This window comes from Deltaproteobacteria bacterium (assembly GCA_020845895.1).
Classification (GTDB): Bacteria; Lernaellota; Lernaellaia; order JACKCT01; family JACKCT01; genus JADLEX01.
In genome coordinates, this window is the sequence record JADLEX010000125.1 from 89,629 (window position 1) to 113,728 (window position 24,100).

19 protein-coding genes are annotated in these 24,100 nt (G+C 63.7%); 13 read left to right on the top strand and 6 right to left on the bottom strand.

All coding sequences use genetic code 11. The features are described 5' to 3' along the window. Positions 1–208: 208 nt before the first annotated feature. The 11 genes from tcmP to IT350_17395 all read left to right on the top strand — a co-directional run bounded on the left by tcmP (position 209) and on the right by IT350_17395 (position 12,746). Entirely contained in the window at positions 209–1,318 is a 1,110-nt protein-coding gene (tcmP, locus tag IT350_17345; protein ID MCC6159821.1) for a three-Cys-motif partner protein TcmP, read from the top strand. After that, positions 1,318–2,037, top strand: a complete 720-nt coding sequence (locus tag IT350_17350) for a phage Gp37/Gp68 family protein (protein ID MCC6159822.1) — start codon at positions 1,318–1,320, stop codon at positions 2,035–2,037. Before tcmP ends, IT350_17350 begins: the two co-directional genes overlap by 1 nt. A gap of 51 nt (positions 2,038–2,088) precedes the next feature. Further along, positions 2,089–2,679, top strand: coding sequence for a hypothetical protein (locus IT350_17355; GenBank protein MCC6159823.1), 591 nt, complete (start codon positions 2,089–2,091; stop codon positions 2,677–2,679). A gap of 344 nt (positions 2,680–3,023) precedes the next feature. Further along, a complete protein-coding gene (locus tag IT350_17360) occupies positions 3,024–3,332 on the top strand; it encodes an RNA-binding protein (GenBank protein MCC6159824.1) in 309 nt (102 codons plus the stop codon). A 482-nt stretch (positions 3,333–3,814) separates the two neighbouring features. Then, positions 3,815–5,092, top strand: a complete 1,278-nt coding sequence (gene serS / locus IT350_17365; protein MCC6159825.1) for a serine--tRNA ligase — start codon at positions 3,815–3,817, stop codon at positions 5,090–5,092. A gap of 11 nt (positions 5,093–5,103) precedes the next feature. Continuing rightward, positions 5,104–5,778, top strand: a complete 675-nt coding sequence (locus IT350_17370) for a hypothetical protein (GenBank protein MCC6159826.1) — start codon at positions 5,104–5,106, stop codon at positions 5,776–5,778. A 2-nt stretch (positions 5,779–5,780) separates the two neighbouring features. Continuing rightward, positions 5,781–6,920 carry a hypothetical protein gene (locus IT350_17375; GenBank protein ID MCC6159827.1) on the top strand — a complete coding sequence of 380 codons (1,140 nt, stop codon included), beginning with the start codon at positions 5,781–5,783 and terminating at the stop codon, positions 6,918–6,920. Between the two features lie 73 nt (positions 6,921–6,993). After that, entirely contained in the window at positions 6,994–8,673 is a 1,680-nt protein-coding gene (locus IT350_17380; GenBank protein MCC6159828.1) for a carbon starvation protein A, read from the top strand. Between the two features lie 86 nt (positions 8,674–8,759). Continuing rightward, positions 8,760–11,048, top strand: coding sequence for a hypothetical protein (locus tag IT350_17385; GenBank protein ID MCC6159829.1), 2,289 nt, complete (start codon positions 8,760–8,762; stop codon positions 11,046–11,048). Between the two features lie 118 nt (positions 11,049–11,166). Further along, positions 11,167–11,847 carry a type IV toxin-antitoxin system AbiEi family antitoxin domain-containing protein gene (locus IT350_17390; GenBank protein ID MCC6159830.1) on the top strand — a complete coding sequence of 227 codons (681 nt, stop codon included), beginning with the start codon at positions 11,167–11,169 and terminating at the stop codon, positions 11,845–11,847. Beyond that, entirely contained in the window at positions 11,844–12,746 is a 903-nt protein-coding gene (locus tag IT350_17395) for a nucleotidyl transferase AbiEii/AbiGii toxin family protein (protein MCC6159831.1), read from the top strand. The genes IT350_17390 and IT350_17395 overlap by 4 nt, the downstream gene beginning before the upstream one ends. Positions 12,747–12,759: 13 nt before the next feature. Here the strand turns inward: IT350_17395 and lon are convergent, their stop codons facing one another. The 6 genes from lon to IT350_17425 form a co-directional block, all read right to left on the bottom strand. Further along, positions 12,760–15,219 carry an endopeptidase La gene (gene lon / locus IT350_17400; GenBank protein ID MCC6159832.1) on the bottom strand — a complete coding sequence of 820 codons (2,460 nt, stop codon included), beginning with the start codon at positions 15,217–15,219 and terminating at the stop codon, positions 12,760–12,762. A gap of 47 nt (positions 15,220–15,266) precedes the next feature. Next, the gene (locus IT350_17405; GenBank protein MCC6159833.1) at positions 15,267–15,689 is read right to left on the bottom strand and encodes an Hsp20/alpha crystallin family protein; all 423 of its coding nucleotides are present in this window, start codon (positions 15,687–15,689) and stop codon (positions 15,267–15,269) included. A gap of 145 nt (positions 15,690–15,834) precedes the next feature. Next, positions 15,835–17,805, bottom strand: a complete 1,971-nt coding sequence (locus IT350_17410) for a transporter substrate-binding domain-containing protein (protein MCC6159834.1) — start codon at positions 17,803–17,805, stop codon at positions 15,835–15,837. A 127-nt stretch (positions 17,806–17,932) separates the two neighbouring features. After that, positions 17,933–18,169, bottom strand: coding sequence for a hypothetical protein (locus IT350_17415; GenBank protein ID MCC6159835.1), 237 nt, complete (start codon positions 18,167–18,169; stop codon positions 17,933–17,935). Further along, complete coding sequence (locus IT350_17420; protein MCC6159836.1) at positions 18,169–18,492, bottom strand: hypothetical protein; 324 nt, start codon at positions 18,490–18,492, stop codon at positions 18,169–18,171. The genes IT350_17415 and IT350_17420 overlap by 1 nt, the downstream gene beginning before the upstream one ends. Positions 18,493–18,562: 70 nt before the next feature. Beyond that, a complete protein-coding gene (locus IT350_17425; protein MCC6159837.1) occupies positions 18,563–20,731 on the bottom strand; it encodes a zinc-ribbon domain-containing protein in 2,169 nt (722 codons plus the stop codon). Between the two features lie 128 nt (positions 20,732–20,859). Here IT350_17425 and IT350_17430 point away from each other — a divergent pair, with 128 nt between their 5' ends. Together IT350_17430 and IT350_17435 are read left to right on the top strand one after the other, a co-directional pair. Beyond that, positions 20,860–22,500: a PD40 domain-containing protein gene (locus IT350_17430; GenBank protein MCC6159838.1), complete on the top strand. Its 1,641-nt coding sequence runs from the start codon at positions 20,860–20,862 to the stop codon at positions 22,498–22,500. A gap of 25 nt (positions 22,501–22,525) precedes the next feature. Then, entirely contained in the window at positions 22,526–24,034 is a 1,509-nt protein-coding gene (locus tag IT350_17435; protein ID MCC6159839.1) for a rhomboid family intramembrane serine protease, read from the top strand. Positions 24,035–24,100: the final 66 nt, after the last annotated feature.

Here is a 24,100-nt window from a genome sequence, read left to right on the forward strand (position 1 = left end):
CGCGAATGATTCCCGCGCTGCTCAGGGGCAAGCTGACGCGAAGCGAGGAGACGTTGGAGGACCTTCTGACCTCCAAACGCCAACCGCCGGCCTCGGTTGAAGGGGGAACGCGCAGTCGTTCGTTTTTTGTTCGCTTTTGTCTTGACAACGCGTTTTGGTCGCGCTATCCTAGCGATCGTGCAATAGGCACCGAAAAGGAGTGCGAAACATGATAGATGACTTTTTTAAGCAACAGACCGATCAATCGCGGGTTAAAACGGCTATCGTTTCAAAGTATTTTAATGCATGGGCGACGATTATGGCGACAAGATCTGCCGCAGACAAAATATGCTATATAGATTTTTTTTCCGGCCCAGGCTTATATGCCGATGGCTCCCTTTCGACTCCTTTAATCGTTACATCTATGGTATTAGAAAACCCAAAACTGAAATCAATTGTTCAATTAATATTCAACGACAGCGATAACCATAACATTGAAAAACTTCAAGTCGCTTTACATAACGCATCTAATATTAATAGCCTCAAATATCCTCCAGCCTTCTGGAATGTAGACGCCGGACAAAGTCTCGCAGATGAATTTAAGAAAATAAAGATGGCACCCTCTCTTGTGTTTATCGATCCTTGGGGGTATCGTGGATTAAGCATAGATCTGATTTCTTCTATGACAAAAGACTGGGGGTCTGACGGAATAGTATTTTTCAATTACAACCGAGTCAATATGGGCTTAAGCAATCCCACTGTTTCTCATCATATGTTAAAATTGTTCGGCCCCGAACGACTACCCGCTGTACTTGAAAAAATTCGAGATGCAGGCCCTGATGAACGCGAATTGACGATCGTTGACGAATTTGGAGGTGCGATCGCAGATGCAGTTGGCACGCGTTACGTTTTACCATTCCGTTTTATCGAAGAAAGTAGGGATAGAACCAGCCATTACTTATATTTTATCAGCAAACACCCATTGGGGTACGTTATCATGAAAAATATAATGGCAAAGGAGAGTGAACGAGATCAAGATTCAGTGCCTTCATTTGAATACAGCCCCGCCACTCCGAGACAGCAACTGTTATTCCTGTTTGTGCGAAAATTAAATAACCTGAAAGACGATCTAATCGCAGCATTTGCTGGAAGGACAGCTAAAATGATAGATATCTTTGAAGAGCACCATGTCGGGACTCCGTTTATCGAAAAGAATTACAAGACAGCCCTGATGGAACTTGAAAAAGAAAATCGAATTTTTGCGGAGCCGAACGCGAAAAATCGAAAGAAGAATACATTTGCAGACCGAGTTGTTGTTTCATTTCCGGAGATTCGCTGATGGCTCGATCCGCCATCGAATGGACCGAATCGACTTGGAACCCGGTCACGGGTTGCACGAAGATCAGCGCGGGGTGCAAGCACTGCTATGCCGAACGCATGGCGCTGCGTCTACAGGCGATGGGACAGGCCAACTATCGCAACGGTTTTGATGTCACGCTGCACGAGCATGCGCTCGCGATTCCTTCGCGGCTGAAAAAACCGCAGACGATCTTCGTCAACTCGATGAGCGACCTTTTCCACGTCGACATCCCCGACGCCTACATCGCGCGCGTTTTCGACGCGATGAACGCCGCTCCCTGGCACACCTATCAGGTGCTGACGAAGCGCGCCGATCGTTTGGAGAAATTGGCGCCGCGCCTCCCGTGGCGTCCGCACATCTGGATGGGCGTGAGCGTCGAGAACAACGACCATCTGTTTCGCGTAGAGCACCTGCGCGCGACCCGCGCGCACGTGAAGTTCCTGTCGCTCGAACCGCTGCTCGGCCCGCTGCCCGATCTGGATCTGCGCGGCATCGACTGGGCCATCGTCGGCGGCGAATCCGGCCCCGGTGCGCGGCCGATGGACCCCGCGTGGGTGGTCGGCATCCGCGATCGTTGCGCGCGCGCCAAGGTGCCGTTCTTCTTCAAGCAGTGGGGCGGCGTGAACAAGAAGCGCGCCGGACGCCTGCTCGACGGACGCACCTGGGATGAGATGCCGGAGCGAACCGTCCACGCGTGAGACTTCGAGTCTCCCCTTGATTCTCGGCTTAACCCGGGCGAGCTTGGCCGCATGTCCTTTTGGAACGACGTTGCCCAATACGGGCTGCCTCAGCGGGCGAAGCTCGCGATCGTGGTCGCGGCGATCGCGATCGGCGCGATGGCGATGCGCGCCGAATCCGAACGGCCCATCAGCGGCATGGTGATGGATTTCGAGGACGACGCGCAGCTCGAGCGGCTCGTGTGGCAGTGCCCGATCGCGATGGAGACGACGGATGCGATTTCGGGACGCGGCCGGCGCGCGTTGCTCGTCCATCTCAAGCCGGGCTTGTACCCGGGCGTCGAGATCCACGATCCACCCGGCGACTGGCGCGACGGCGACGCGCTGGAGTTCACGGTCGCCGCGCCCGATGCGGCGGGCGCGATGCTGCACGTGCGGATCGACGACGCGGATTCGCGCGAGGACTACGATCGGCGATACGAGGGGCGGATCAGGCTGCAAGGCCCGGCGCAACGCGTGCGCATCCCGCTCGACGAAATCGCCGCCGCGCCGACGAAGGACCCCCTCGACCTGTCACGAATCACGAAAATCGTGATCTACCTCTACCGACTCGACCGCGACGTGGACATGACGATCGACGACATCCGGTTGGTGAAGTCGTAGCGCCCCTGCCGTCCTCGGCCCCACCCGTCTCGTCCCGTCGGCTTTCTCCCGAAAACGCCCGCGGATTTACCGCCGAAAAAAAACGCCATTTACTTATCTGAAAAACGATGCTAATGAGCGCGCACCGACTTCCGACAATGTGTTTGGGTTCGGCAGAGATCCGCAAGGGTTTCGTTTATTCGTTCGGTTCGTTGTCTTCGCGGGAGTTCCCGCGGCGGTCGGCGAAGTCGGGCGGTAAATGTGCGAGTGACGGTCACAGGGATCGTCCATGCGACGACGGGCGCAGGTTCCCGTCTTGTGACGAGGCGACGTCGATGTTCGGCGCGCCGAAAAGGCAGATCGACATGTCCGAGAAAGTGTTTGTGGGTAGCTTGAGCTGGAACACCAACGACGAGAAGCTTCAGGCCGCGTTCGCCCCCTACGGCGAAATCACCGAAGCCAAGGTCATCACCGACCGTGACACCGGCCGCTCGCGCGGATTCGGATTCGTTACGTTCGCGAACGCTGAGTCCGCCCAGAAGGCGATCTCCGCGCTCGACGGCAAGGACCTCGACGGCCGGACCATCAAGGTCAACAAGGCCGAGGACAAGCCGCGCGATCGTGACGGCGGCGGCGGCGGACGCTTCGGCGGTGGACGCAACAACCGCTGGTAGTCCGTCACTCGCTTCGAAGAATTCCAGAAACCAAGACGGCGTCGGTTGAAAAACCGGCGCCGTTTGCCATTGGTGGTCACGCCGGTCGCGCGCGCACCGGCGAGCGAGCCTTGCCAGCGCGCCATCGCGTGCGTAATAAGGAATTGGATTTCGTGAACGGTCCGTGAACTTTTTCGCGCGAGGAGGTCCCATGTCGAACAAGGAACAGGGCAAGCGGCAGGAGAAATCCAACAAGCCCAAGCTGTCCATCAAGGACAAGAAGAAGAAGAAAGCCGACAAGGCCGCGAAGAAAGGCAACTGACAGCGGCGCGGGCGCTCTCGCCCGCCGATATTCGAAACGGCGCCACGACGCGCGACACTCGGCCGGGCCGGAGCGCGCGCATGGCGCCAGTTTTTTTCCGCTTTTTTTGGCCTCGATTTTTGTCTTTGCGCGCATCCCGTGATAAGAATGCGCGCGAAGAGCCGTGCCCGGGGGGGAACCGATGCTCGATCGAAAATTCGTGCGCGACAATCTGGAACTCGTGGAAAAGATGCTGGCCGCGCGCCGGTCCAGCGCCGATCTCGCCGCGTTCGCCGAGCTCGAATCCGAACGGCGCAAGACGCAGAGCGAGTACGACGGCCTGCGCAATCGGCAGAAGTCCGCGTCGGAAGAAATCGCGCGCACCAAGCGCGAAAAGGGCGATGCGTCGGCGATTCTGGCCGAGATGAGCGAAATCTCCGCGCGCGTGAAGGAGATGGAACCGCGCCTGCGCGAGATCGACGAAAAAACCGACGAAATCCTTCTGACGATTCCCAACATTCCCGACGAACGCACCCCCATCGGCGCGGGCGAGCAGGACAACCCGGTGGTGCGCACGTGGGGCGCGCCGCGGGAGTTCGAGTTCGAGCCCAAGGATCACGTGGACATCGGCGCGGCGCTGGGCATTCTCGACATGGAGCGCGCGGCGAAGCTGTCGGGCGCGCGATTCTCGATGCAGATCGGCGCGGGGGCACGGCTCGAACGCGCGCTCATCAACTTCATGCTCGATCTTCACACGGCCGAGCACGGCTACACCGAGGTGTGGACGCCGTCGATGGTGAACTCCGCGACGATGACCGGCACGGGGCAGTTGCCGAAGTTCGCGTCGGATCTGTTCCACATCGAAGGCCGCGACCTGTGGCTCATCCCCACCGCCGAGGTGCCCGTCACGAACATCTACCGCGACGAGACGCTCGACGAATCGATGTTGCCGATGAAATTCTGCGCTTACACGCCGTGCTTTCGCAGCGAGGCCGGCGCGTACGGCAAAGACACGCGGGGTATGATCCGCGTTCACCAATTCGACAAGGTGGAACTGGTGAAGCTCACGCACCCCGACGCGAGCGGCGCGGAGCACGAAGCTCTGACGAACAACGCCGAGCGCGTGCTGCAACTGCTCGGCCTGCCCTACCGCGTGGTGGAGCTGTGCACGGCGGATCTGGGTTTCTCGGCGAAACGCTGCTTCGACATCGAGGTCTGGCTGCCCGGCCAAAGCGCCTATCGCGAAATCAGTTCGTGCTCCAACTTCGGCGATTTTCAGGCGCGCCGCGCGGGCCTGCGTTTCCGGTCCAAGGGCGAAAAGGGCTCGCGCTTCGTGCACACCATCAACGGCTCGGGCCTCGCGGTCGGCCGCACCTTCGTCGCGGTTCTGGAAAACTACCAAAACACCGACGGCTCGGTGACCGTGCCCGAGGCGCTGCGCCCTTACATGGGCGGGATCACGCAGATCAGCCCCCGCTGAAGGAGGGCCCCGTGGATCAGCGTCATCAGGAGTACGTCGAGTATTACCGCGCGCGGCTGCGTCGCTACGACGGCGATCCGCACTATCCGCGCACCGCGGCGGCCCAGCGGGCCATGCTGGACGCCATCGAAACCGCGCCCGATCTGGAGACCTTCGGCAAGCGCGTGATCGGCGAGGCGCTGCACGTGCGTTGCGCCGTCGCGCTGGCGTGGGATCAGGAAGAAGCCCGCGCCAAACTCTACGAGGAACTGGACGAACCCGTGCGCGCCGCGCCCCACCGCGCGATTGCCGACGCACTCGCCGCGCGCGAATACAACGACGTGGCGGCGCTGAACACGATGGTGTCCGAAACGCTGGAGCGTTCGAACGCGCCCATCACGGCCGACGAAGTGCCGCGAGACGAGTTCTGGAACACGCTGAAGGTGCTCGAAGACCTGACCATGTGGGAGACGGCGGACGTGCCCGCCGAGTGGAAGGCCGAGCGAGTCGAGTTCATCGCCGAAACGCGGGCGCGCACCGCCGAAATGGCTGCGATGTCGCGCGACGGCGTGCGCAAATTCGTCCCCGATTATTCGCCCGATTGGGACGCGCTTTGGCAGCCGCGCCATCGCCGGCGTCTGCCGGTGCCCGACGACACGCTGCGCCGACGCATCGCCGAATATCGCCGCGCGATCGGGGGGAAGTGAACATGCCCGTCCCCGCCATGTTCGTCGATCCCATGCTCGGCACCTTTCGCGATCTCATGCGCGATGTCGAAACGAAAAATCTCACCGGCGACGATGTGACCATCATGCGCGAAGCGCTCGCGCGCATGGAGCACCTCGCCACGACCACCGATGACTTCGCGACGTACTCCGGCCTGCTCATGCAGGAAGGGCTGTTCATGAAGTTCAGCGATGCCTACGGGCGGGCGCTGTCCGCCGCCGCGTCGGCGTCGGCGTCTTCGGGCGGCGGGCCGAGCGACGAGTCGCTGCTCGCGCAGTCACTGAAATCGTACGAGGACGCGCTGGCGACCTATGAACGCGGCGACGCGGGGGACGACGCGCGCGCGCTGATTCCATGTGTGAAACGCATTCTCGAGATCGGCCGATCGGGCGCTAGCTATCCCGTCTTTCTGCGCACGATGGAAGAAGAGGGGCTGACGCGCGTGCTCGAAGGTGCTGCGCCCGTCGCGCGCGCGGGGCTCGTGAAGACGCTCGATTTCGCCAACGCGAACTGGCTGCCGCGCTCGGTGGAAGAGTCCGCCGAGATTCTTTCGGTTTTCGACGACATGGCCGCCGCCGCGCCCTTCGGTCAGCCCGATCCCTTCGTCTTCGGTCTCGCGCGCACGCGCATCGAGTGGCGATTCGCGCCCGCGCATCGCCTGTGGAGCGCGATCGTCGATCACCGCGACCGTCTGATCTTTCTGCTCGTCGATTGGCTCGACGCGCACGCCGAATTCGCGTTCTACGACGCGCGCTGGCGCGGGCCGGCCATGAGCGATGAGCAGGTCCGCCGAAACATCCGCCGCACCAAGGAGTGCACGCCGGGAGATTTTCGCGCGCTCGAAGCGATCGTCGCGGAGTCCTTCGATCTGTCGTGGAACGCGTTGTGGGCGCACGAAACCTTCGCGACCGACTACTCGGCGGGGCGGATTGCGTGGACCGACGAGCGTCTGCGTCTGGTGCGCGCGACGTACGCGGTCTGCGTCCCCGGGGCGAAAGCGCCGGATGAGCTGGTGAAGGCCGCCGAGGATCTGCACACGCGCAAGGCCGACATTCGCGCCGACGCGGGGCGCGCGATTCCATGGCAGTGGCCGCCGCCCGCGCCGCCGCCGTTCGACGCCTGACGCCGAGCCTCTTGCGCGAAGGGGCTCTCCCCGTACAAAATCCGGTCCCAATCGACAACCTGGAGTTTCGCGCGTGATCGCATTCATCGTCATCACGGTCGCCGTCGTATTGGGCATCGCATACATCGTGTACGGACGTTTTCTGTCGGCTGAACTCGACATCGACGACAAGCGCGTGACGCCGTCGGTGGAAATCAACGACGGCGATGATTTCGTCCCCGCCAAGGCGTCGATGCTGCTGCCGCAGCATTTTTCCGCCATCGCCGCGGCGGGACCCATCGTCGGGCCGATCCTCGCGGGCATGTGGTTCGGCTGGGGCCCGGCGCTGCTGTGGATCGTCCTGGGCGCGATCTTCGTCGGCGGCGTGCACGACTTCCTCTCGCTCATCGCGTCCGTGCGCAACAAGGCGATGACGATCGGCGAGATCGTCAAACAAAACCTCTCGCCAATCTCCTACATCCTGTTCCTGTCGTTCATCTGGATCGCGCTGATGTACATCGTCATTGCGTTTACCGACGTGACGGCGCAGTCGTTCGTGGCGGTGAGCGGCGGCATGGCGATCGGGCCGGGCGTGGCCTTCGCGTCGATGCTCTACCTCTTCCTCGGTGTCGGCATGGGGCTCGTGCTGCGCTATTGGAAAGCGCCGCTCGGCCTCACCACGGTCGTCTTCATGGCGCTGCTGTTCGCGGTGATCTGGCTCTCCGACCACCTGCCGCCCGGTCTGGAATCCGCCCTCGCGGCGATGCCCGTGAAGGGCTGGGAGGTGGTGCTGATCGTGTATTGCGCGGTCGCGGCGCTGCTGCCGATGTGGCTGCTGCTTCAGCCGCGCGGCTATCTGGGCGGGTGGTTTCTTTACATCACGCTCGCGATCGGCGTGTTTGGCGCGCTCTTCGGCAATTACGATATCCAGTATCCCGCGTTCAACCTGGACGGCTGGCGCGGGCTCGAAACCGGCAAGCTGATTTTCCCCGCGCTCTTCATCACTATCGCGTGCGGGGCGTGCTCGGGTTTCCACGGCATCGTCAGCTCGGGGACGACCTCGAAGCAGATTCGCGTCGAAAGCGACACGATCCGCGTCGGCCTCGGTTCGATGCTGCTCGAAGGTCTGGTCGCCGTGCTCGCCCTCGTCACGGTCATGATCCTCGCCAAGGGCGACCCGATGCTCAAGAGCGATCCCAACGTGATCTACGCGAACGGCCTCGCGAAATACATGGGCATCCTCGGCATCGACTTCAAGCTCGCGCTCACCTTCGCGCTCATGGCCTTCGCCACCTTCGTGTACGACACGCTCGACGTGTGCACGCGCCTGTCGCGCTACGTGGTGCAGGAACTCTTCGGTTGGAAGTCGCGCACGGGCGCGCTCGTCAGCACCGTCGTCACGCTGCTGCCGCCCCTCGCGTTCCTGATGCTCACGAAGGAGAAAGCATACATCAAGGCGTGGCCGCTCTTCGGTACGAGCAACCAGCTCATGGCGTCGCTGACGCTGCTCGCGGTCACGATCTGGCTCGTGAAATCCGGGCGCAAGGCGATCTACGCGGCGATCCCCATGGTCTTCATGATGGCGGTGACGCTCACGTCGCTCGTCCTGCAAATCAAACCGATCCTCGCGAAATTCCCGGAACTCGTCGGCGGCAAGGTCGGCGCGGACGAGGTCATCGTCGGCACCGCCGCCATCGTGCTGTTCGTCCTCACGATCTGGCTGCTCTACGAGGCGTTCATGTCCGTCGTATTGCGCCGGAGGCGGGAGGCGTAGCGGTTTCGATTCGACGAATTCCGTTCACACGGACATTCGCATCCATGTTATATTCGAACGAGTTGCATTCATCGGAGCACGCGGACATGGGCTCCTTCCGCCGAGTCGTATTGGTTTGGGCTCTCATCAGCGCGTTGATCTGTTTGTCCGCCTGCGCGGGCGGCGATGTTGACGATTCCGGCAACGACGACGATTCGCGGGATGATGACCTGTCGGACGACGACGCGGACGATGACGACCTCGCCGATGACGACGCATCCGACGACGATATCGCCGACGACGACACGGCCGATGACGACACGTCCGACGATGACACGGCGGATGACGACACCGGCGACGACGACAGCCTCGAAAATCTGTTCGTCGAGCGCGTCGCGGGTGGATGCCCGGGATGCACGGACCCCGATATCGCCGTGCGTCCCGATGGCTCGGTCGTCGTGCTCGCGTCGCGCGGGCGCGAACTGGTGGCGTACGAATCCTTCGGCGGGGCGTTCCAGACAAACGTCATCCTGCGCGATGCCGGATACGAACCGAAGGTCGTCACGGATCCGGACGGCGCGCTGCACATTCTCTGGTTTCATGCGCACGAGCGTCGCATGTACTACTCCACCAATGCGGACGGAACCTGGCTGAGCGAACCCATCGACGAATCGCCGGACGAGGCTGTGGATTACAACTTCGATCTCACGCGCGCGGCCGACGGCAGCCTGCACGCGGCGTATCTTCGGCACGACGACGACTCGATCACGTCTACGCTCTATTACGCGAAACGCGAAGACGGGACATGGAGCGTTGAACGCGTTCGCGATTACGCGGTGGAGTACGTGCATTCGGTCGCCATCGCGGCCAACGCACAGGGCGAGGCGGCGATCGCCGCGGTGGACGGGCTCGAATGGCAGCAGCAGAATCTTTCCGTCTATCGGAAGCCCGGGCTGTTCTGGTCGCGCGATATCGCGATCACGAGCTGGGATGTGTTGCGCGGAGTGGTGGGCATCGCGTTCGACTCCACGGGGTTGATCCATCTGGCGAGCGCCATTCAGGGCTCGCCGATCTACGGTGTCGTCCACGTGTATGAAGAGGGCGGGTCCTGGACGGTCGAGGGCGTCGGCGCGGGCAACATGTCCATTCCCGTGGCCATGTGGCTCGACGCCAACGATCGCCCACGCATCGTGTTCACGACCGCGGATTTGCTCGGCTTCGCGGCGTGGGACGGCGCGACGTGGCAGGTCGAGACGCGGGGACGTCCCTACTGGACCTCGGGCGCCGCTCCCGCGCCGGACGGCTCGGTGCACATCGTCCTCTCGAACAACCTCGAGCGCCTCGCGCACGCGCGTTGGGACGGCGTGACGTGGACCGAAACGGTGCTCGACGAGGCGGGCAAGGTCATGCCCGACACCTCCATCGCCCTCGACACGCACAGCGCGGCCTTCATCTTCTTCCGCGAGCGCGACCCGATGCGGCCGAGCGTGGCGAATAACCGCGCGGGGTGGTGGATCGTCGAGCCCTTCGATGCGGGGGATTTCCCTTACGACGTGCAACTCGGCGAATCCATCGCCGCCGACGGCGACGACATCCACGTGCTCTACCTCGATCCGGTGCCGTATCCGCAGGTGCTGCGTTACGCGAAACTCGACGACGTGGGCTGGAGCTTCGAGACGGTGACGCCTTACGAGCCGTGGCTTGCGTGGCTCGACCTGGCCGTCGATTCGAATGGCGACCCGCACGCGTGCGTGAACGACCGCGACGCCATCGCCATGTTCCACATGTGGAGGACGGGCGGCGCGTGGAACGCGGAATCGGTGGATACGCTCGGGCGCGATCGCTGGGAATGCCACATCGCGCTGGACGCGGCGGACGCGGTGCACATGACGTACGGCTTCGACGCGGCGCCGCCCACGTGGTTCGTGTCGCTGCCGTTGCTGTTTTACGCCAACAACCTGGCGACCGACTGGGATTTCATGTGGATCGGCGCGGGGTGGTACGGCATGCCGCACGACTTCGCGCTCGACTCGCAGGGCTATGCCCACGTGGTGATGCGCAACCGGCTTGGCGTCGGCTACGCGACGAACGCGTCAGGGGCGTGGCGATACGAGCCGCTGCTGGAGGGCGACGTCGTCGCGATCGCCGCAACCGTCGATCCCATGGGTGCGACGCACGCGGCCGTCTCGTACTACGTGTACGAACCGGAGTACCGGCGCCGCATCGACTACATGAACAACTCGACCGGCGAGTGGCGTCGCTGGGAGGTGGACGGCGACGACCCGTCACCCAGCCCCGGCGAGGGGCTCGACATCGCCCTCGATGATTCGGGACGCATCCACCTGTCCTACACGGGCCACTTCGCGCTGTATCACGCGGTGTTTCCCGTGCCGTGAGGCGAGCGCGATCTACTGCACCGTCGGCCGTCCCGGGGCGCGTTTGGCGGGGGGCGGCATTTTGTCGGAGTGGTGCGATCTTGCACAAAACTAAACTCTGAGTTAATGTTTGTGCGCGATGCCGAATCGATCTGCACAGACACCCCGACCCGCTTGGAGCGCGCTATACGAAACGGCGGCGGCGCAGTCGGGCCTCTTCACCGCGGCGCAGGCCGGAACCGCGGGGTACTCGCCTCAACTGATCGCGAAGCACGTCGCCGCCGGGCGATTCGTCCGCGTGCGCCGGGCGATCTACCGGTTCGTCCACTTTCCGCCCGGCGAAAACGAAGACCTCGTGGCGATCTGGCTTTGGTCCGAGTGCACGGGCGCGTTCTCGCACGAAACCGCGCTCTTTCTGCACAACCTGTCGGACGCGATGCCGTCGCGCGCCCACCTCACGCTCCCGACGGCGTGGTCACATCGACGCCTCCGGGTGCCGACGGGACTCTTGGTGCACCACGCCGATTTGACGAAGTCGGATCTTGCCTGGGTCGGCCCCGTTCCCGTGACGAGCGCCCGGCGCACCGTCAACGACTGCGCGGTCGCACGTGTCGCGCCGGACATCGTCCGTGACGCGTTCGAGCAGGGCGCGAATCGCGGACTATTTCGGCGCGATACGCTTCCCGACGTGATCGACTACCTGAAGCGGTTCTATTCGGTCTCGCGCAGTCGCTCGGGACCGCGCTTCGGGTCGTCCGCTTCGAGTCGAAAAGGGGCGAGGTCGGCGTCAACGCGCATGATCCTCCGGCGTCCGAGATGAACGTGAGAACTTACAGGACGCCGGAAGCCTTCAAGATGGCGTTGGAGCAGAAGCTTCGGTCGCGATCGTCGAGTGGCGGCGATTTCGCGCGCCGTCGCCAACTCCTCGTCTTTGATCGATTCCTCGCGCGCGTAGTCGCAACGATGGGTGACCGCGTCATTCTCAAGGGCGGACTCGTGATCGAACTCCGGATCGAACGGGCCCGTACCACGAAGGACATCGACCTGAGCGTGATGGGCGATCCGGGCGAGATTCTCGAACAACTCCGGGAAGCCGGACGGCTGGACCTCGGCGACTTCATGACATTCGAAATCTCGCCGGACGCCGGGCATCCCGTCATCCAGAACGAAGGGATGCGCTATGACGGGCTGCGTTACCGAAGCGAAACGCGCCTTGCCGGAAAGATCTACGGCCAACCCTTTGGAGTCGACGTCGCGTTCGGCGACCCGATCTTCGGCGAACCCGACGTCGTCCTGACGGAAGATGTGCTGAATTTTGCGGGCGTCGCCCCGCCCGCCGTGCGTCTTTATCCCGTCGAAACGCAGATCGCCGAAAAACTGCACGCGCTGACCATGCCGAGAGATCTCGAAAATTCGCGCGTGAAGGATCTTCCCGACATCGCTTTGCTCGCTTTGGTGCGGGAGATTGACGAAACCGTTCTGCGCAAAGCGCTGGAATTGACCTTCGGGTATCGCGCCACGCACACGATCCCGACCTCCGTTCCCGAGCCGCCCGATTCGTGGGGCACCATCTACGCGCGCATGGCGATAGAGGACCAACTCCCTTGGGCTTCCTTCTTCGATCTCGTCTCCGCGGTCGGGCGCTTCATGGATCCGATTCTCTCCGTGAAACTGCGGCGGCGATGGGATCCCATCCGCTGGGAGTGGTCCGCGAACTGACGAACGCGCGCCCTCACTGCACCGTCGGCCTTCCCGGGGCGCGTTTCGCGGGGCGGATCGGCTTCGGTTTCCCTGCGGATTTCTTCGCACCGGAACGGCCCGAGCCCGCTCCCGTCGCGCGCTTTTTCGGCGGGCGTTCGAGCGCGAGGGCGAGCGCCTCGTCCACGGACGTCACGAGGTGGATTTTCACGGTCTTTTTCACCTCGGGCGGCAGTTCCACCAGATCCTTCTGATTGTCCTTGGGCACGATCACGTCGCGGATTCCGGCCCGATGCGCCGCGAGGATTTTTTCGCGCAGGCCACCGATCGGCATGACGCGCCCGCGCAGCGTGATCTCGCCGGTCATCGCGACGCCCGCGCGCGACGGCACGCCCGACAGCGTGGAGACGAGCGCGGTGACCATGGCGACGCCGGCGGACGGTCCGTCCTTGGGCGTCGCTCCCGCGGGCACGTGCAGGTGGATGTCATTCTTCGCGAAGAAGTCGTCGCGGATCGCGAAGTCGGCCGCGCGGCGCCGCGCGTAGGTCATCGCGGCCTGCGCCGATTCGCGCATCACCTCTCCCAGGTGGCCGGTGAGCGTGAGCGCGCCTTTGCCGGGCACGGCTTGCGCCTCGATGTGCAGGATCTCGCCGCCGACGCTCGTCCACGCGAGCCCCGTGGCGAGGCCGACGCGAAGGCCGGGCGCTTCGTCTTCCTCGTATTGATATTCGGCGGGTCCGAGTAATTTTTCGACCTGCGCGGGCGTGATCTTCACCGACTTCGCCTTGCCCTCGCCGATCTGCCGCGCGACCTTGCGAAACACCGATCCGATGGCGCGCTCGAGATTCCGCACGCCCGCCTCGCGGGTGTAGTTTTCGATGAGCGCGGTCAGCGCCGGCGTGCCGATCTCGATGTGTTTGGGCCTCAGACCGCACGCATCGACCTGGCGCGGCACGAGGTAGCGTTCGGCGATGGCGGTTTTTTCGAGCGACGTGTACCCCGGGATGCGGATGATTTCCATGCGGTCGTGCAGCGGTCGCGGGATCGGGTCCTCGGTATTCGCCGTGCAGATGAACAGCACGCGCGACAGGTCGAAGGGCACGCCGAGATAGTGATCGGTGAAGGAGTTGTTCTGCTCCGGGTCCAGCACTTCGAGCAGCGCCGACGACGGGTCGCCGCGAAAATCCGAGCCCAGCTTGTCGATCTCGTCGAGCATGAAGACCGGGTTGTTCGCGCCCGCCTGCTTGAGCCCCTGGATGATCTTGCCCGGCAGCGCTCCCACATATGTGCGCCGATGGCCGCGGATCTCGGCCTCGTCGCGCACCCCGCCCAGCGAATGCCGCACGAAGGGCCGACCCATCGCCCTCGCGATCGAGCGACCCAGCGAGGTCTTGCCCACGCCCGGAGGGCCGACGAAGCACAGGATCGAGCCGCGCACCGTGCCCTTGAGCCGCGCCACGGCGAGGAATTCCAGAATGCGGTCCTTCACCTTTTCGAGGCCGTAGTGGTCTTCGTCCAGGATCTTCGCCGCCGCGCGCAGTTCCAGCGAATCCTTGACGCGCTTGCTCCACGGCAGATCGACGATCCAGTCGAGGTAGGTGCGGATCACGCCGGCTTCGGCTGAGTCGCCGTGCATGTGGCCGAGGCGTTTAAGCTGCTTTTCGGCCTCTTCCTTCACCGGCTTGGGCAGCTTCATCTTCGTGAGCTTTTCGCGAAGCTGGTCGAGTTCGACCTCGCGGTCGTCCAGATCGCCCAGCTCCTTGCGGATCGCCTTGAGCTGTTCGCGCAGGTAATACTCGCGCTGGCTCTTGTGGATGCCCTCGCGCGCCATGTTTTCGATGCGCGCCTGCGCGTCGAGCAGCGCCAGTTCGCGTTCCAGATGTCGACGCACGAGCTTGAGCCGCTCGTCGGGGTCATCGGTTTCGAGAATCTCCTGCGCCTGCGGAATCTTGAGATTCAGGTTGCTCGCGGCCACGTCGGCCAGGCGCCCCGGATCGCTGATCGACTCGACGAGGTCCACCACCTCCATCGGGATCGACTTGCCCATCGACGCGACTTTTTGCAGGCCCTCGGTCACCGTGCGCATCGTCGCTTCGCGCTCGATGCTTTCGTCTTCGGGCTGCGTCTCGGGGATGGGCACGATGTGGGCCTTCAGGAACGGCCGCGTCTGCGTGAAATCGTCGAGCCGGATTTTGGAAACGCCCTGTACGAGGATCTTGATGCGCTCTTCGGAGAGCTTGACCATGCGCATGATCGTGGCCGCCGTGCCGACTCGATACAGGTCGTCAGGCATCGGGTCCTCGGTCTCGATCTCGCGCTGCGTGACGACGGCGATCATGCGGTCGCCCGCGAGCGCGGCGTCGATCGCCGCCGACGAAATGTCGCGCCCGACGACCAGCGGGATGATCATGTATGGAAACACCACCACGTCGCGCAGGGCGAGCACGGGAAGTTCGGAAGGCACCTGGATCGTTTCGGGCATCGCGTCTTGCATGGCGTCCTACTTGGTCGAAAATTCACGACTCTCGGTTGAAAAACACTTCATTCATTCACCGTGAAATTCAGCGGCCTACGCTCGCCGCGGCGCTCCGGCACACGGGGGGCGCGCACGGTCATGATGCCGTCGGCGAAGTGCGCGTCCACCTGCGACATGTCCACCGGCGCGGGAAGCTCCACGGATTTCCGGAAATGCCCCGCGGGCCGCTCGGCGATGAGGAATCGTCCGCCGCCCTCGGGCGCGAACGACGCGCGCGTGCCGGACAGCTCCAGAAAACAGCGATGCCCCGACAGCCGCAGGCTGTCAGGCGCCGCGCCGGGGACCTCGAAACGCACCAACACCTCGGTCTCGCCCATCCAGATGTCCGTGGGCACGTCGGTGGGGCGCGGCTCGATGCGTTCGAGCAGGCGCAAAAGGCGCGTCAGCTCCTCGCGGATCATGGCGAGGCTGGGATCGGATCGGGTCATTCGGCGAGTCGCCCCCGCAGTCGTATCGGCGCGCGCGCTCCGAAGGTTGAACACGCCGCGCAGCGAACCGACCACGGTATAGCCTTTTTCGCGACCGGACGGCAACGCGGCGCGTCGGCGATTCATCGAGGAGAGGTGATGACAATCACCCGAAAAAGCTGACCGCTCCGTTCGCCAGGAGAGCGCGGCATGCATCGACCACGGCCCGGTCGAACAGATGGGAATTTCGCTCGCCGACTTCCTCGAGCGCCGCCCGCAGGCCGAGCGCTTCGCGATACGGTCGACGCAGTGTCATGGTTTCCACAACATCCGCCACCGCGATGATGCGCGCTCCCAGCAGAATGTCCTCGCCGGCAAGTCCTCGCGGGTAGCCCGATCCATCCATTCGCTCGTGGTGCTGATGGACCATTTCGGCAATCGGCCAGGGGAATCGGATCGGCTTCAGGATTTCGTACCCCGTCAGCGGGTGCTGCCGGATCAGCAACCGCTCCTCGGAGGACAATTCGCCGGGTTTGACGAGAATCTCGGCCGGAATGGAAATTTTGCCGATGTCGTGTATGACGCCGGCCAGGTAGATGGCCTCCACCTCCTCCTTGGGAAGGCCCAGACGCTCGGCGATCGCCCGGGCGAGCTTGGCGACGCGGATCTGGTGGCCGGAGGTATAGGGATCGCGCTTTTCGACGGTCAAGGACATGGCCGAAATGGCGCCGACCAACGCGGCGTTGAGTTCGGCGGCCCGCTCCGCCAGTGCGGTCTCCGCGTTTCGGTGTTCGGTGATGTCGGTGAATGTCGTGTAGACGCGATACGGCGCGGACTCGCCGGGCCGAAAGTCGGGAATCGCATCGACCAGAACCCAGCGATGCCGGTTTTCGGAGGGATGGAATACACCCATGAGGGTTCCGAGCACCGGTTGTTTCGAGCGTAGCGCCGCGATCGCCGGATGCTCGTCTCCGGGAAATTCCGTTCCATCCTCGCGCAGGTATTGCCAACGGGGATCCCCGGGAATGTGAGTCCGCATTTCGTCCAGCGAAAGGCCGAGGATCCTTTCGGCGGCGGGGTTCGCGGCGATGACGTCCCCGTCCACCGACCGATAGATCACACCCTGAGCCATCGACTCGAACAAATGACGATATTGTTCTTCGCTCTGCCGGAGTTGCTCGTTGGCCCACCACAAATGGCGTGTGCGTTTTTCGACCTGCCGGCGCAACAGCCCGATCATCGCGCCCGCCACGGTGAGCAGACCGAGGATGATTCCGATGATCCATGCAATGTAAGGCGGCAGGAATCGTTCGGGCGGTCGTTCCATCCAGCGGGCCAGCTCCGTGTAGTACGGCGAATTGGGCTCGTTCCGCCATGTTTCCAGATGGCGATCGACGACACCGAGCAGTTCGGCGTTGCGCCCCTGTGCCGACGCGAAATACAGCTCGGTCATCTGAAAGACGATCGGCGTCTTGATGAGACCGTATTCGCGACAGAAGTAATCGCCGAAGAAATGGTTGGCGATCGCCAGATCGACCTTGCCGTCGCGCGCGAGCGCAAACGCCTCCTCGAGCGACGCGGTGGGAACGATGATGGTGTCGATGTCGAAACCGCGCATCATCTGCTCGAACTCGGCCTGCTGGATGGAGCCGCCCATGACGGCGACGCGCAGTCCACCGATCTCGGAAAGAGCGACGATCGGATGATGCGCATTGGCGTACAGCCGGGACCAACTTTCGACGACCGGCACGCGGTGAAAGTCAAATTTTTCGTCGCGTTCGGGCGAATACGCGACGTCCGGCATCAGGTCGATCCGTCCTTCGCCGAGGGCCAGCAGGCACTCCGACCACGCGCACGGAACGTACTCCGGCTTCCATCCTTCTTGCCGCGCGATTTCGGCGAACAGCTCCACGAACAGACCGGAGGGATGGCCTTCCTCGTTCGTGAACACCTTGGGTTGGTTTTCGTAGACGCCGAAACGGACGATTCGATCCCGAGACGGGGCATCAGCGACGGCGAGCTCTGTCGAGCCCGCGCCCAACGCGATCACCACGAGGAGGAACAGGGTGAATCGGGAAAGCCGTCCGCCGGTGCGAATCGTCGTGATCGATTTGCTTTTTTGCGCGCGCCGGGCCATTTGGACCCGCCCCATATGTCGGAATTGTCACTGGAGTTCATTGGATAACACATTTCGGCAGGCGAGTGAAAACTTATTTTGCCGCTCGTCGAGCGCCCGCACGGCATCGCGGGGGATCAGACCTCGGTCACAGCGGGGGCTCCACGATCGTCACGCACAGGTTTTCGAGTTTGTCCGAGAGGTTGCCGTCCGCGTCGGTCGCTTCCCGGTCCGTGCAGTATTCGCCGATTTCCCATGTCGAAAGGTCGACGAGAAGTGAGACGGAAACGGGTTCTCCGCGGTCCGGGGCGCTCGGCGCGCCGCCTTCCACGTCGTCCCAATAAAGCGGGTCGTCGACGAACGGTTTGGTGGTGCCGTCCCACATCAGAATGATCCCACCGCCGGGAGGTTGTCCATGACGTCGCACACCTTCCAAGTGAGGGCCCCGGAATCTCCCGGCTCGACGGCCTCGGGGACCCACTCGCCCGAGTGAATCGTCGGCGCGGCATTGTCGTCGTCGATTTCGCCAATGTCATCGTCGTCGTCCGAATCGTCGTCATCGTCGTCGACCGTGCCGGTATCGTCGAAGTCGAATGGCGTCGCGCCGTCGTCATCGTCGTCGTTGGTGTCGTCGTTTCCGCAGGAGATCGCAAGGACGGCGTTCGTCATCAGGAAGATCGCCACGCATACCGCATAAGAGCGTTTCATGGTTGTCTCCGTCGCCGTCCTCAATACGGCTATCAGGCTCGGTGCTGATTCGCAGAACGACGAATCGCCATCAATCGGTTTTTCGGGGCTTGGGTTTTCGACCCCGACGCGGCCTCGTCGGCGGATCGCTTTTCAGAATTCGATGCCGCGGGCGGCGGGGCGAACACTCGAAACATCCGGAGCCTGCGGATCTGTTGTGAATCCTGGCTCTCCACGAGTGCCCTTCCTTGCAGATCCACCAGACTTTTTTCATCGAGTGCGGCGTGACGTCGAACGGCGTCAGTTCCCCATTCTTTGCGGGATGCCATTGACGGGCCAGCCTGCGGTCGAGCAGGGCCAGGTTATACTCGGCGCTCGCCACCCGATGCGTGCAATACGGGCACCCGGTTCCTTTCGTCCGGCTCTGGACGCTGGCCTCCCATTCGTGGCCGTTGTCGCACACCCAAACAACCTTGTACGCGTCGACCGCGGTCATCACCTGATCGGGAGTGAGATCGCCGTTTTTCGTCGGATGCCACTGGCTCGCGATATCCGGGAACATCACGGCCAGATTGTTGAAGGGAGTCACCCGTTTTCCCGCACAGTAGGGACAGCCATGACCAAGCGTACGGTATTTGATCGCGGTCTCCCACTCGTGTTCCCCGCACGTCCACCAGACCTTTTTATCGCTGCGCGGGGCGAAGTCTTCGGGCGTCCAGGATCCGTTTCGCGTAGGGTGCCACTGCCGGGCGATTTCGGGGTAGTGGGAGGCCAGGCTGTTCGACGCATCGATCCGTTTCCCGACGCAAAACGGGCAACCCGCTCCGTTGGTGCGACGGATGACGGGAGCCTGCCACTCATGGCCCTTGTCGCAGACCCACCAAACCCGGACATTCGACTTGGGCCGTAACATCATGGGCGTCAAATCCCCGTTTTTCGTGGGATGCCATTGCCGGACCAGTTCGGGTTGGTCCGTCGCCAGATTGTGCTCGGCGTCGGCTTTCTTGCCCACGCAATACGGGCATCCGGGGCTGGATGTCCGGTGATTGATCATCGCCAGCCATTCGTGTCCTTTTTCGCATTTCCACCAGACCCGCTTGTTGCTGGCCGTCGTGACGCGATCCGGTGTCAGATCGCCGTTGCGTGTCGGATGCCACTGCGTCGCCAGATTCGGGTGCGACTGCGAAAGCCGTCCGAGCCGTCGATGAACGCTTCGGGCGCAAACGGGGCAGCCGCGCCCGCCCGCCCGGCCGCCGATGTCGGCCTCCCACTCATGCCCGCACGCGCCGCATCTCCACCACGCTTTCCGGTTGCTTCTCGGCGTCACGTCCGACGGGCGCAGTTCGCCGTTGCGTGTCGGGTGCCACTGGGCGGCGAGCCGGGGATATGCCGAGGCCAGATTGTGCGCGGCGGTGGCCCGACGCCCGGAGCAGAAAGGACACCCCCTCCCGAGCGATCGGCTCGCAACTCTGGTTTTCCATTCATGTCCGCGTTCGCAGCGCCACCAAACATACTCCGAGCTGAACTCGGAAACGGCATCGGGCGTCAGATCGGCGTTTTTCGTCGGGTGCCATTGGCGCGCGATTTCGGGATGACGGGAGAGCAGGGAGCGCTCCTCCCGGTCTAGCTGCTGGCAGTACGGGCAAGCGGCGTTGTCCAGTGTGCGGCGAATGACGGTCCTCTCCCAGTCGTGCCCGCACTCGCATTGCCACCACACAGTCTTCCCGCTGGTCGGAGTCACGCGGTCGGGCGTGAGATCGGCGTTTTTCGTCGGATGCCACTGCGCGGCGATCTCGGGGAATTTTCGGGCGAGATTGACCTCGAGCGTCGCCATCCTTCCCGAGCAGTAGGGACACCCCGCGCCCATGGCCCGATTGCCGATCGTCGACGGCCACTCGTGCCCGCTTTCACATCGCCACCAGACCTTCCGCGAACTGCGAGGAAGAAAATTCTCGGGGGTCAGGTCTGCGTTCTTGGTCGGATGCCATTCGCGTGCCAGGTCCGGATTCTTCACCGCGAGATTGTTCTGTGCCGTCGGCAATCGGCCGGCACAATACGGACAACGGGAGCCCCGGACTCGGTTGCCGACCGTTGCGATCCATTCGTGCCCATCCTCGCAGAGCCACCAAACCTTCTGCCGGCTGCACGGGGTGACATGGTAAGGTGTGAGATCCAGATTCTTCTCCGGATGCCACTGGGCCACCAGAAGCGGATAGAGTCGGAAGAACGACGATTTCGCGGTCCGGATCGGCTTTTCCATCTCAAAATCAATGTGCCACGACCGCACCGGTCGGGCAACGCCTTCGCGCCTTTCGCGCAGATGAAGAAACCGACAGTTCCTTCCCGTGCGGTTTTTCGCTACCGTTTTCGTCTCACCGGGAGGCGGCCATGGTAACGAACGGGCAGCTTTGCCAGTCGTGCGGCGCTTCGATCGGCTCGTCGGACGAGATCTGCCCGGCGTGCGGCGCGAAGACCGCCGTCGCGGTGCGTCGCGAGGAGGCCGAACGCGAGCTCGCCGCGCGGCTCGAGTCGGTCCCCGAACATCTTTCCCTGAAAATCCGCGAACTGCGCGCGCGCCACGAGGACAATCCCCAATCGGTGGCGACGTGCATTCAGCTTTCCGGCTCCTTCAACGACGCGGAGATGAAGGACGAGGCGATCCGCTGGATGGAGCGCGCGATCGCACTCGACCCGACGAACAAGTTTCTCGACCAGAAACTCCGCACGCTCATCGGCGGCGTCGATCTCGTGGGTGAAACGCGGGAGGTGGCGCGCGAGGTGGAGCGCGCCTCGGCCTCGACGAAAAGAGCCGTTCGGATCGTGGGCATCGCCGTTGCCGCCGTCGTTGTCGTCGTGATCGGCGTCATCGCTTACCGGGCGGCGTTTCCCTCGATCTACAAAGTCGCGGGCTTCGACAAGGAGGACGCGCTCTCGCCGAAATTTGCGCCCGACGGACGCGCGATCGCCTACGTGCGCGCGCCCAAATTCACCGTCTTCGGCATCGTGGACGCCATGGCCGGGCAGGACACCGGCGAAACGGTGCTGGAGGTCGTCGCCCCCGGAGAGTCGCCGCGCCGGATCGCGTCGTCGAACGACGGCGTGTTCCTCGATTACGAATGGGTGCCGGACACGGACGAGCTGTCGTACGTCGCCTATGACCGCGAGACGACGCGGCCGATTTTGCGTCGCGTCAAGCCGGACGGCGAGGGCGCGGCGATTGCGAACACCACCGACTTCGCGTGGTCGCCCGACGGGCGGCGCGTCGCGTATGTCGCGCACTACGACTGGGACGGCCCCGGCGCAATCCACCCCGGCCAGCAGGCGGGCGCGCTTTACGTGGCCGATTCCGATGGCACGTCGCCCAGGCAAATCGTCGATCTGCGTTGCTCGCATCCGTCGTGGTCGCGCGACAGGCGCATGATCGCGTTCCATGCCGAGCCGCGCTGGGACGCCGCCGCGGCGCACGCGATGGTGGGCGGCGATCGGGATGGCGTATGGGATCTCTACGTCGGCGACATCTACGTGCACCATCTCGATTCGGGCGAGACGCGGCGGCTGACGACCGGCGGCAAGGCGCAGCGCGCGATCTTCACGCCCGATGCCAACCGCGTGGCATATCTGGCATACGCGGGCGACACCGAGAGCTTCGACAACGAACTGCGCGTCGCCGGCATCGACGGCACGGACGACCGCGTGCTCCTGTCGAAGGGCGCGGAGTACGAGGGCTTCCGCTCCTTCGCGTTTCATCCCGGCGGCGAGTGGCTGGTGTTCGAGGGCGTCTTCGTGAATCCGAACAAACCCCGCGCCGCGTCCGCCCAGTCGCCGCTCGGCCTGATCGGCGGTCAGACGAACTACGTCTCCGATCTGTTCGCGGTGCGTCTCGATGGCGCCGGTCTGCACCGGCTGCCCAAACGCAAGTTCGAGTACCGTCGCGGGCCGAGCTTTTCTTCCGACGGCAAGCAGCTCGCGTTCGAGGTGGAGTTTCTGGAGATGCGCCGCGAGGCGTGGGCGATGAAATGGGAGGATTGACGCGCGACGCGCGGCGGGAGGCGGCGTGTTTCTGATCGTTCCCGTGGGGCACGACGAGGCGAGGGTGCGTCGCCTGCCCGTGGCGACGATCGCGATTGTGGTCGTCAACGTGCTCGTCTTCGCGCTGACGATCGGCGCGATCAACGCGCAGGAAGAGAAGATCGCCGCGACGCGCGAGGCCCTCGACGCGCTCAAGATGCGCGCGTTTCTGGAACTCGAAGGCGGCGGCGCGCGCGGCATGGGCGCGATGGCAAACGTCATCGTCGATGCCAAGGCGCGCAATCTGCACGACCTGGGCGAGAAGGTGCGCGCGCGCGTGGACGATTTTTGGACCGCGTTCACCGCGGGCGAAAAGGTGAGCGAGCATCACCCGCTCTTCGTCGAATACCGCGAGCTGTCCGAGACGCTCGCGCGCACGATGCGCGATTCCGTCGTCACGCGCTGGGGACTCGTGCCCGCGGATTTCTCCGTCGTGAACGCCCTCACCAGCACGTTCCTGCACGGCGGCTACCTGCACCTCATCGGCAACATGCTGCTGCTCGTGCTCGCCGGTGCGGTGCTCGAAGACGTGCTCGGCGTCGCGCTCTACCTCGGGCTCTATCTCGCGGCGGGTTTTGCCGGGGCGGGCGCGCACGCGCTGGCGGCCGCCGGGTCCATCGAGCCGTGCATCGGCGCGTCGGGCGCGGTGGCGGGGCTGATGGGCGCGTTCCTCGTTCGCTTCTTCCGCGCGAAGATCCGCTTCTGGTACTTCGTCCTCATCATTTTCCGACCGATTTGGGGCACCGTCTCGCTGCCGGCGTTCGTGGTCCTGCCGATCTGGTTCGCGACGCAGCTCGCGCAGGGCGCGGGGTTCGCGCTGGAGGCCGACAACATCGCCTACATGGCGCACGTCGGCGGGTTCGTGCTGGGCGTCGCCGTGGCGGGCGCGATGCGGCTGGTCGGCGTCGGCCGCGAGAGCGCGGGCGAAGAGGCCGATGCCGAGATCCGCGACATCCGCGAGAGCTCGATGAACACGAGCACGGAACATCTCGCGGCGCACCGCGCGCTCACCGAGGGGCGGTTCGAGGACGCCGTCGCGCTGCTCACGCTGCTGCTCGAGCAGCGGCCCGAAAGTGTGACGACGCGCCTGTCGCTCGTTCGCGCGCTGCTGGCCGCGGGGCGCGAACGCGAGGCGGGCGAGCACGCCCTCGCCCTGGCGACGCGACTCGGCGAAACCGGCAACCTGCCGCTGCTGCGCGAACTCGCCGATTCGCTCGCCCACGCGACGCACCTGGGCGAAACGGCGGCCCGCGTGGTGTATCAGGCGGCAAGGACGTTCGACGAACAAAAGGATTTCGTGGAGGCGCTGCGCCGCTACGACGACTTCGCCGCGCGCTTCGCCGATTCGCCGCTCGCGCCCAAGGCGCTCTATCGCACGATCACGCTGTCGCGGGAAAAGTTACAGGACCCGACCGGCGCGCGCGAACGCATCGTGCGGCTTCGCGAACGCTACGGCGATCATCCGCTGGCGAGGGAGTTCGCGGCGAGTCCGTGACGGCTCGACTCCCTCACTCCTCGATGGTGGTCGCCATCCTCACGTCCGTCTCGCCATTCGCACGCA

Coding starts and splice junctions, on each gene's coding strand:
- IT350_17425 (MCC6159837.1), bottom strand. CDS start 20,731: ATGGAAAAGCCGATCCGGACCGCGAAATCGTCGTTCTTCCGACTCTAT.
- IT350_17395 (MCC6159831.1), top strand. CDS start 11,844: ATGAACGTGAGAACTTACAGGACGCCGGAAGCCTTCAAGATGGCGTTG.
- IT350_17390 (MCC6159830.1), top strand. CDS start 11,167: ATGCCGAATCGATCTGCACAGACACCCCGACCCGCTTGGAGCGCGCTA.
- IT350_17385 (MCC6159829.1), top strand. CDS start 8,760: ATGGGCTCCTTCCGCCGAGTCGTATTGGTTTGGGCTCTCATCAGCGCG.
- IT350_17415 (MCC6159835.1), bottom strand. CDS start 18,169: ATGTGGGACGGCACCACCAAACCGTTCGTCGACGACCCGCTTTATTGG.
- IT350_17410 (MCC6159834.1), bottom strand. CDS start 17,805: ATGGCCCGGCGCGCGCAAAAAAGCAAATCGATCACGACGATTCGCACC.
- IT350_17355 (MCC6159823.1), top strand. CDS start 2,089: ATGTCCTTTTGGAACGACGTTGCCCAATACGGGCTGCCTCAGCGGGCG.
- IT350_17405 (MCC6159833.1), bottom strand. CDS start 15,689: ATGACCCGATCCGATCCCAGCCTCGCCATGATCCGCGAGGAGCTGACG.
- IT350_17375 (MCC6159827.1), top strand. CDS start 5,781: ATGCCCGTCCCCGCCATGTTCGTCGATCCCATGCTCGGCACCTTTCGC.
- IT350_17420 (MCC6159836.1), bottom strand. CDS start 18,492: ATGAAACGCTCTTATGCGGTATGCGTGGCGATCTTCCTGATGACGAAC.
- IT350_17350 (MCC6159822.1), top strand. CDS start 1,318: ATGGCTCGATCCGCCATCGAATGGACCGAATCGACTTGGAACCCGGTC.
- IT350_17430 (MCC6159838.1), top strand. CDS start 20,860: ATGGTAACGAACGGGCAGCTTTGCCAGTCGTGCGGCGCTTCGATCGGC.
- lon (MCC6159832.1), bottom strand. CDS start 15,219: ATGCAAGACGCGATGCCCGAAACGATCCAGGTGCCTTCCGAACTTCCC.
- serS (MCC6159825.1), top strand. CDS start 3,815: ATGCTCGATCGAAAATTCGTGCGCGACAATCTGGAACTCGTGGAAAAG.
- tcmP (MCC6159821.1), top strand. CDS start 209: ATGATAGATGACTTTTTTAAGCAACAGACCGATCAATCGCGGGTTAAA.
- IT350_17360 (MCC6159824.1), top strand. CDS start 3,024: ATGTCCGAGAAAGTGTTTGTGGGTAGCTTGAGCTGGAACACCAACGAC.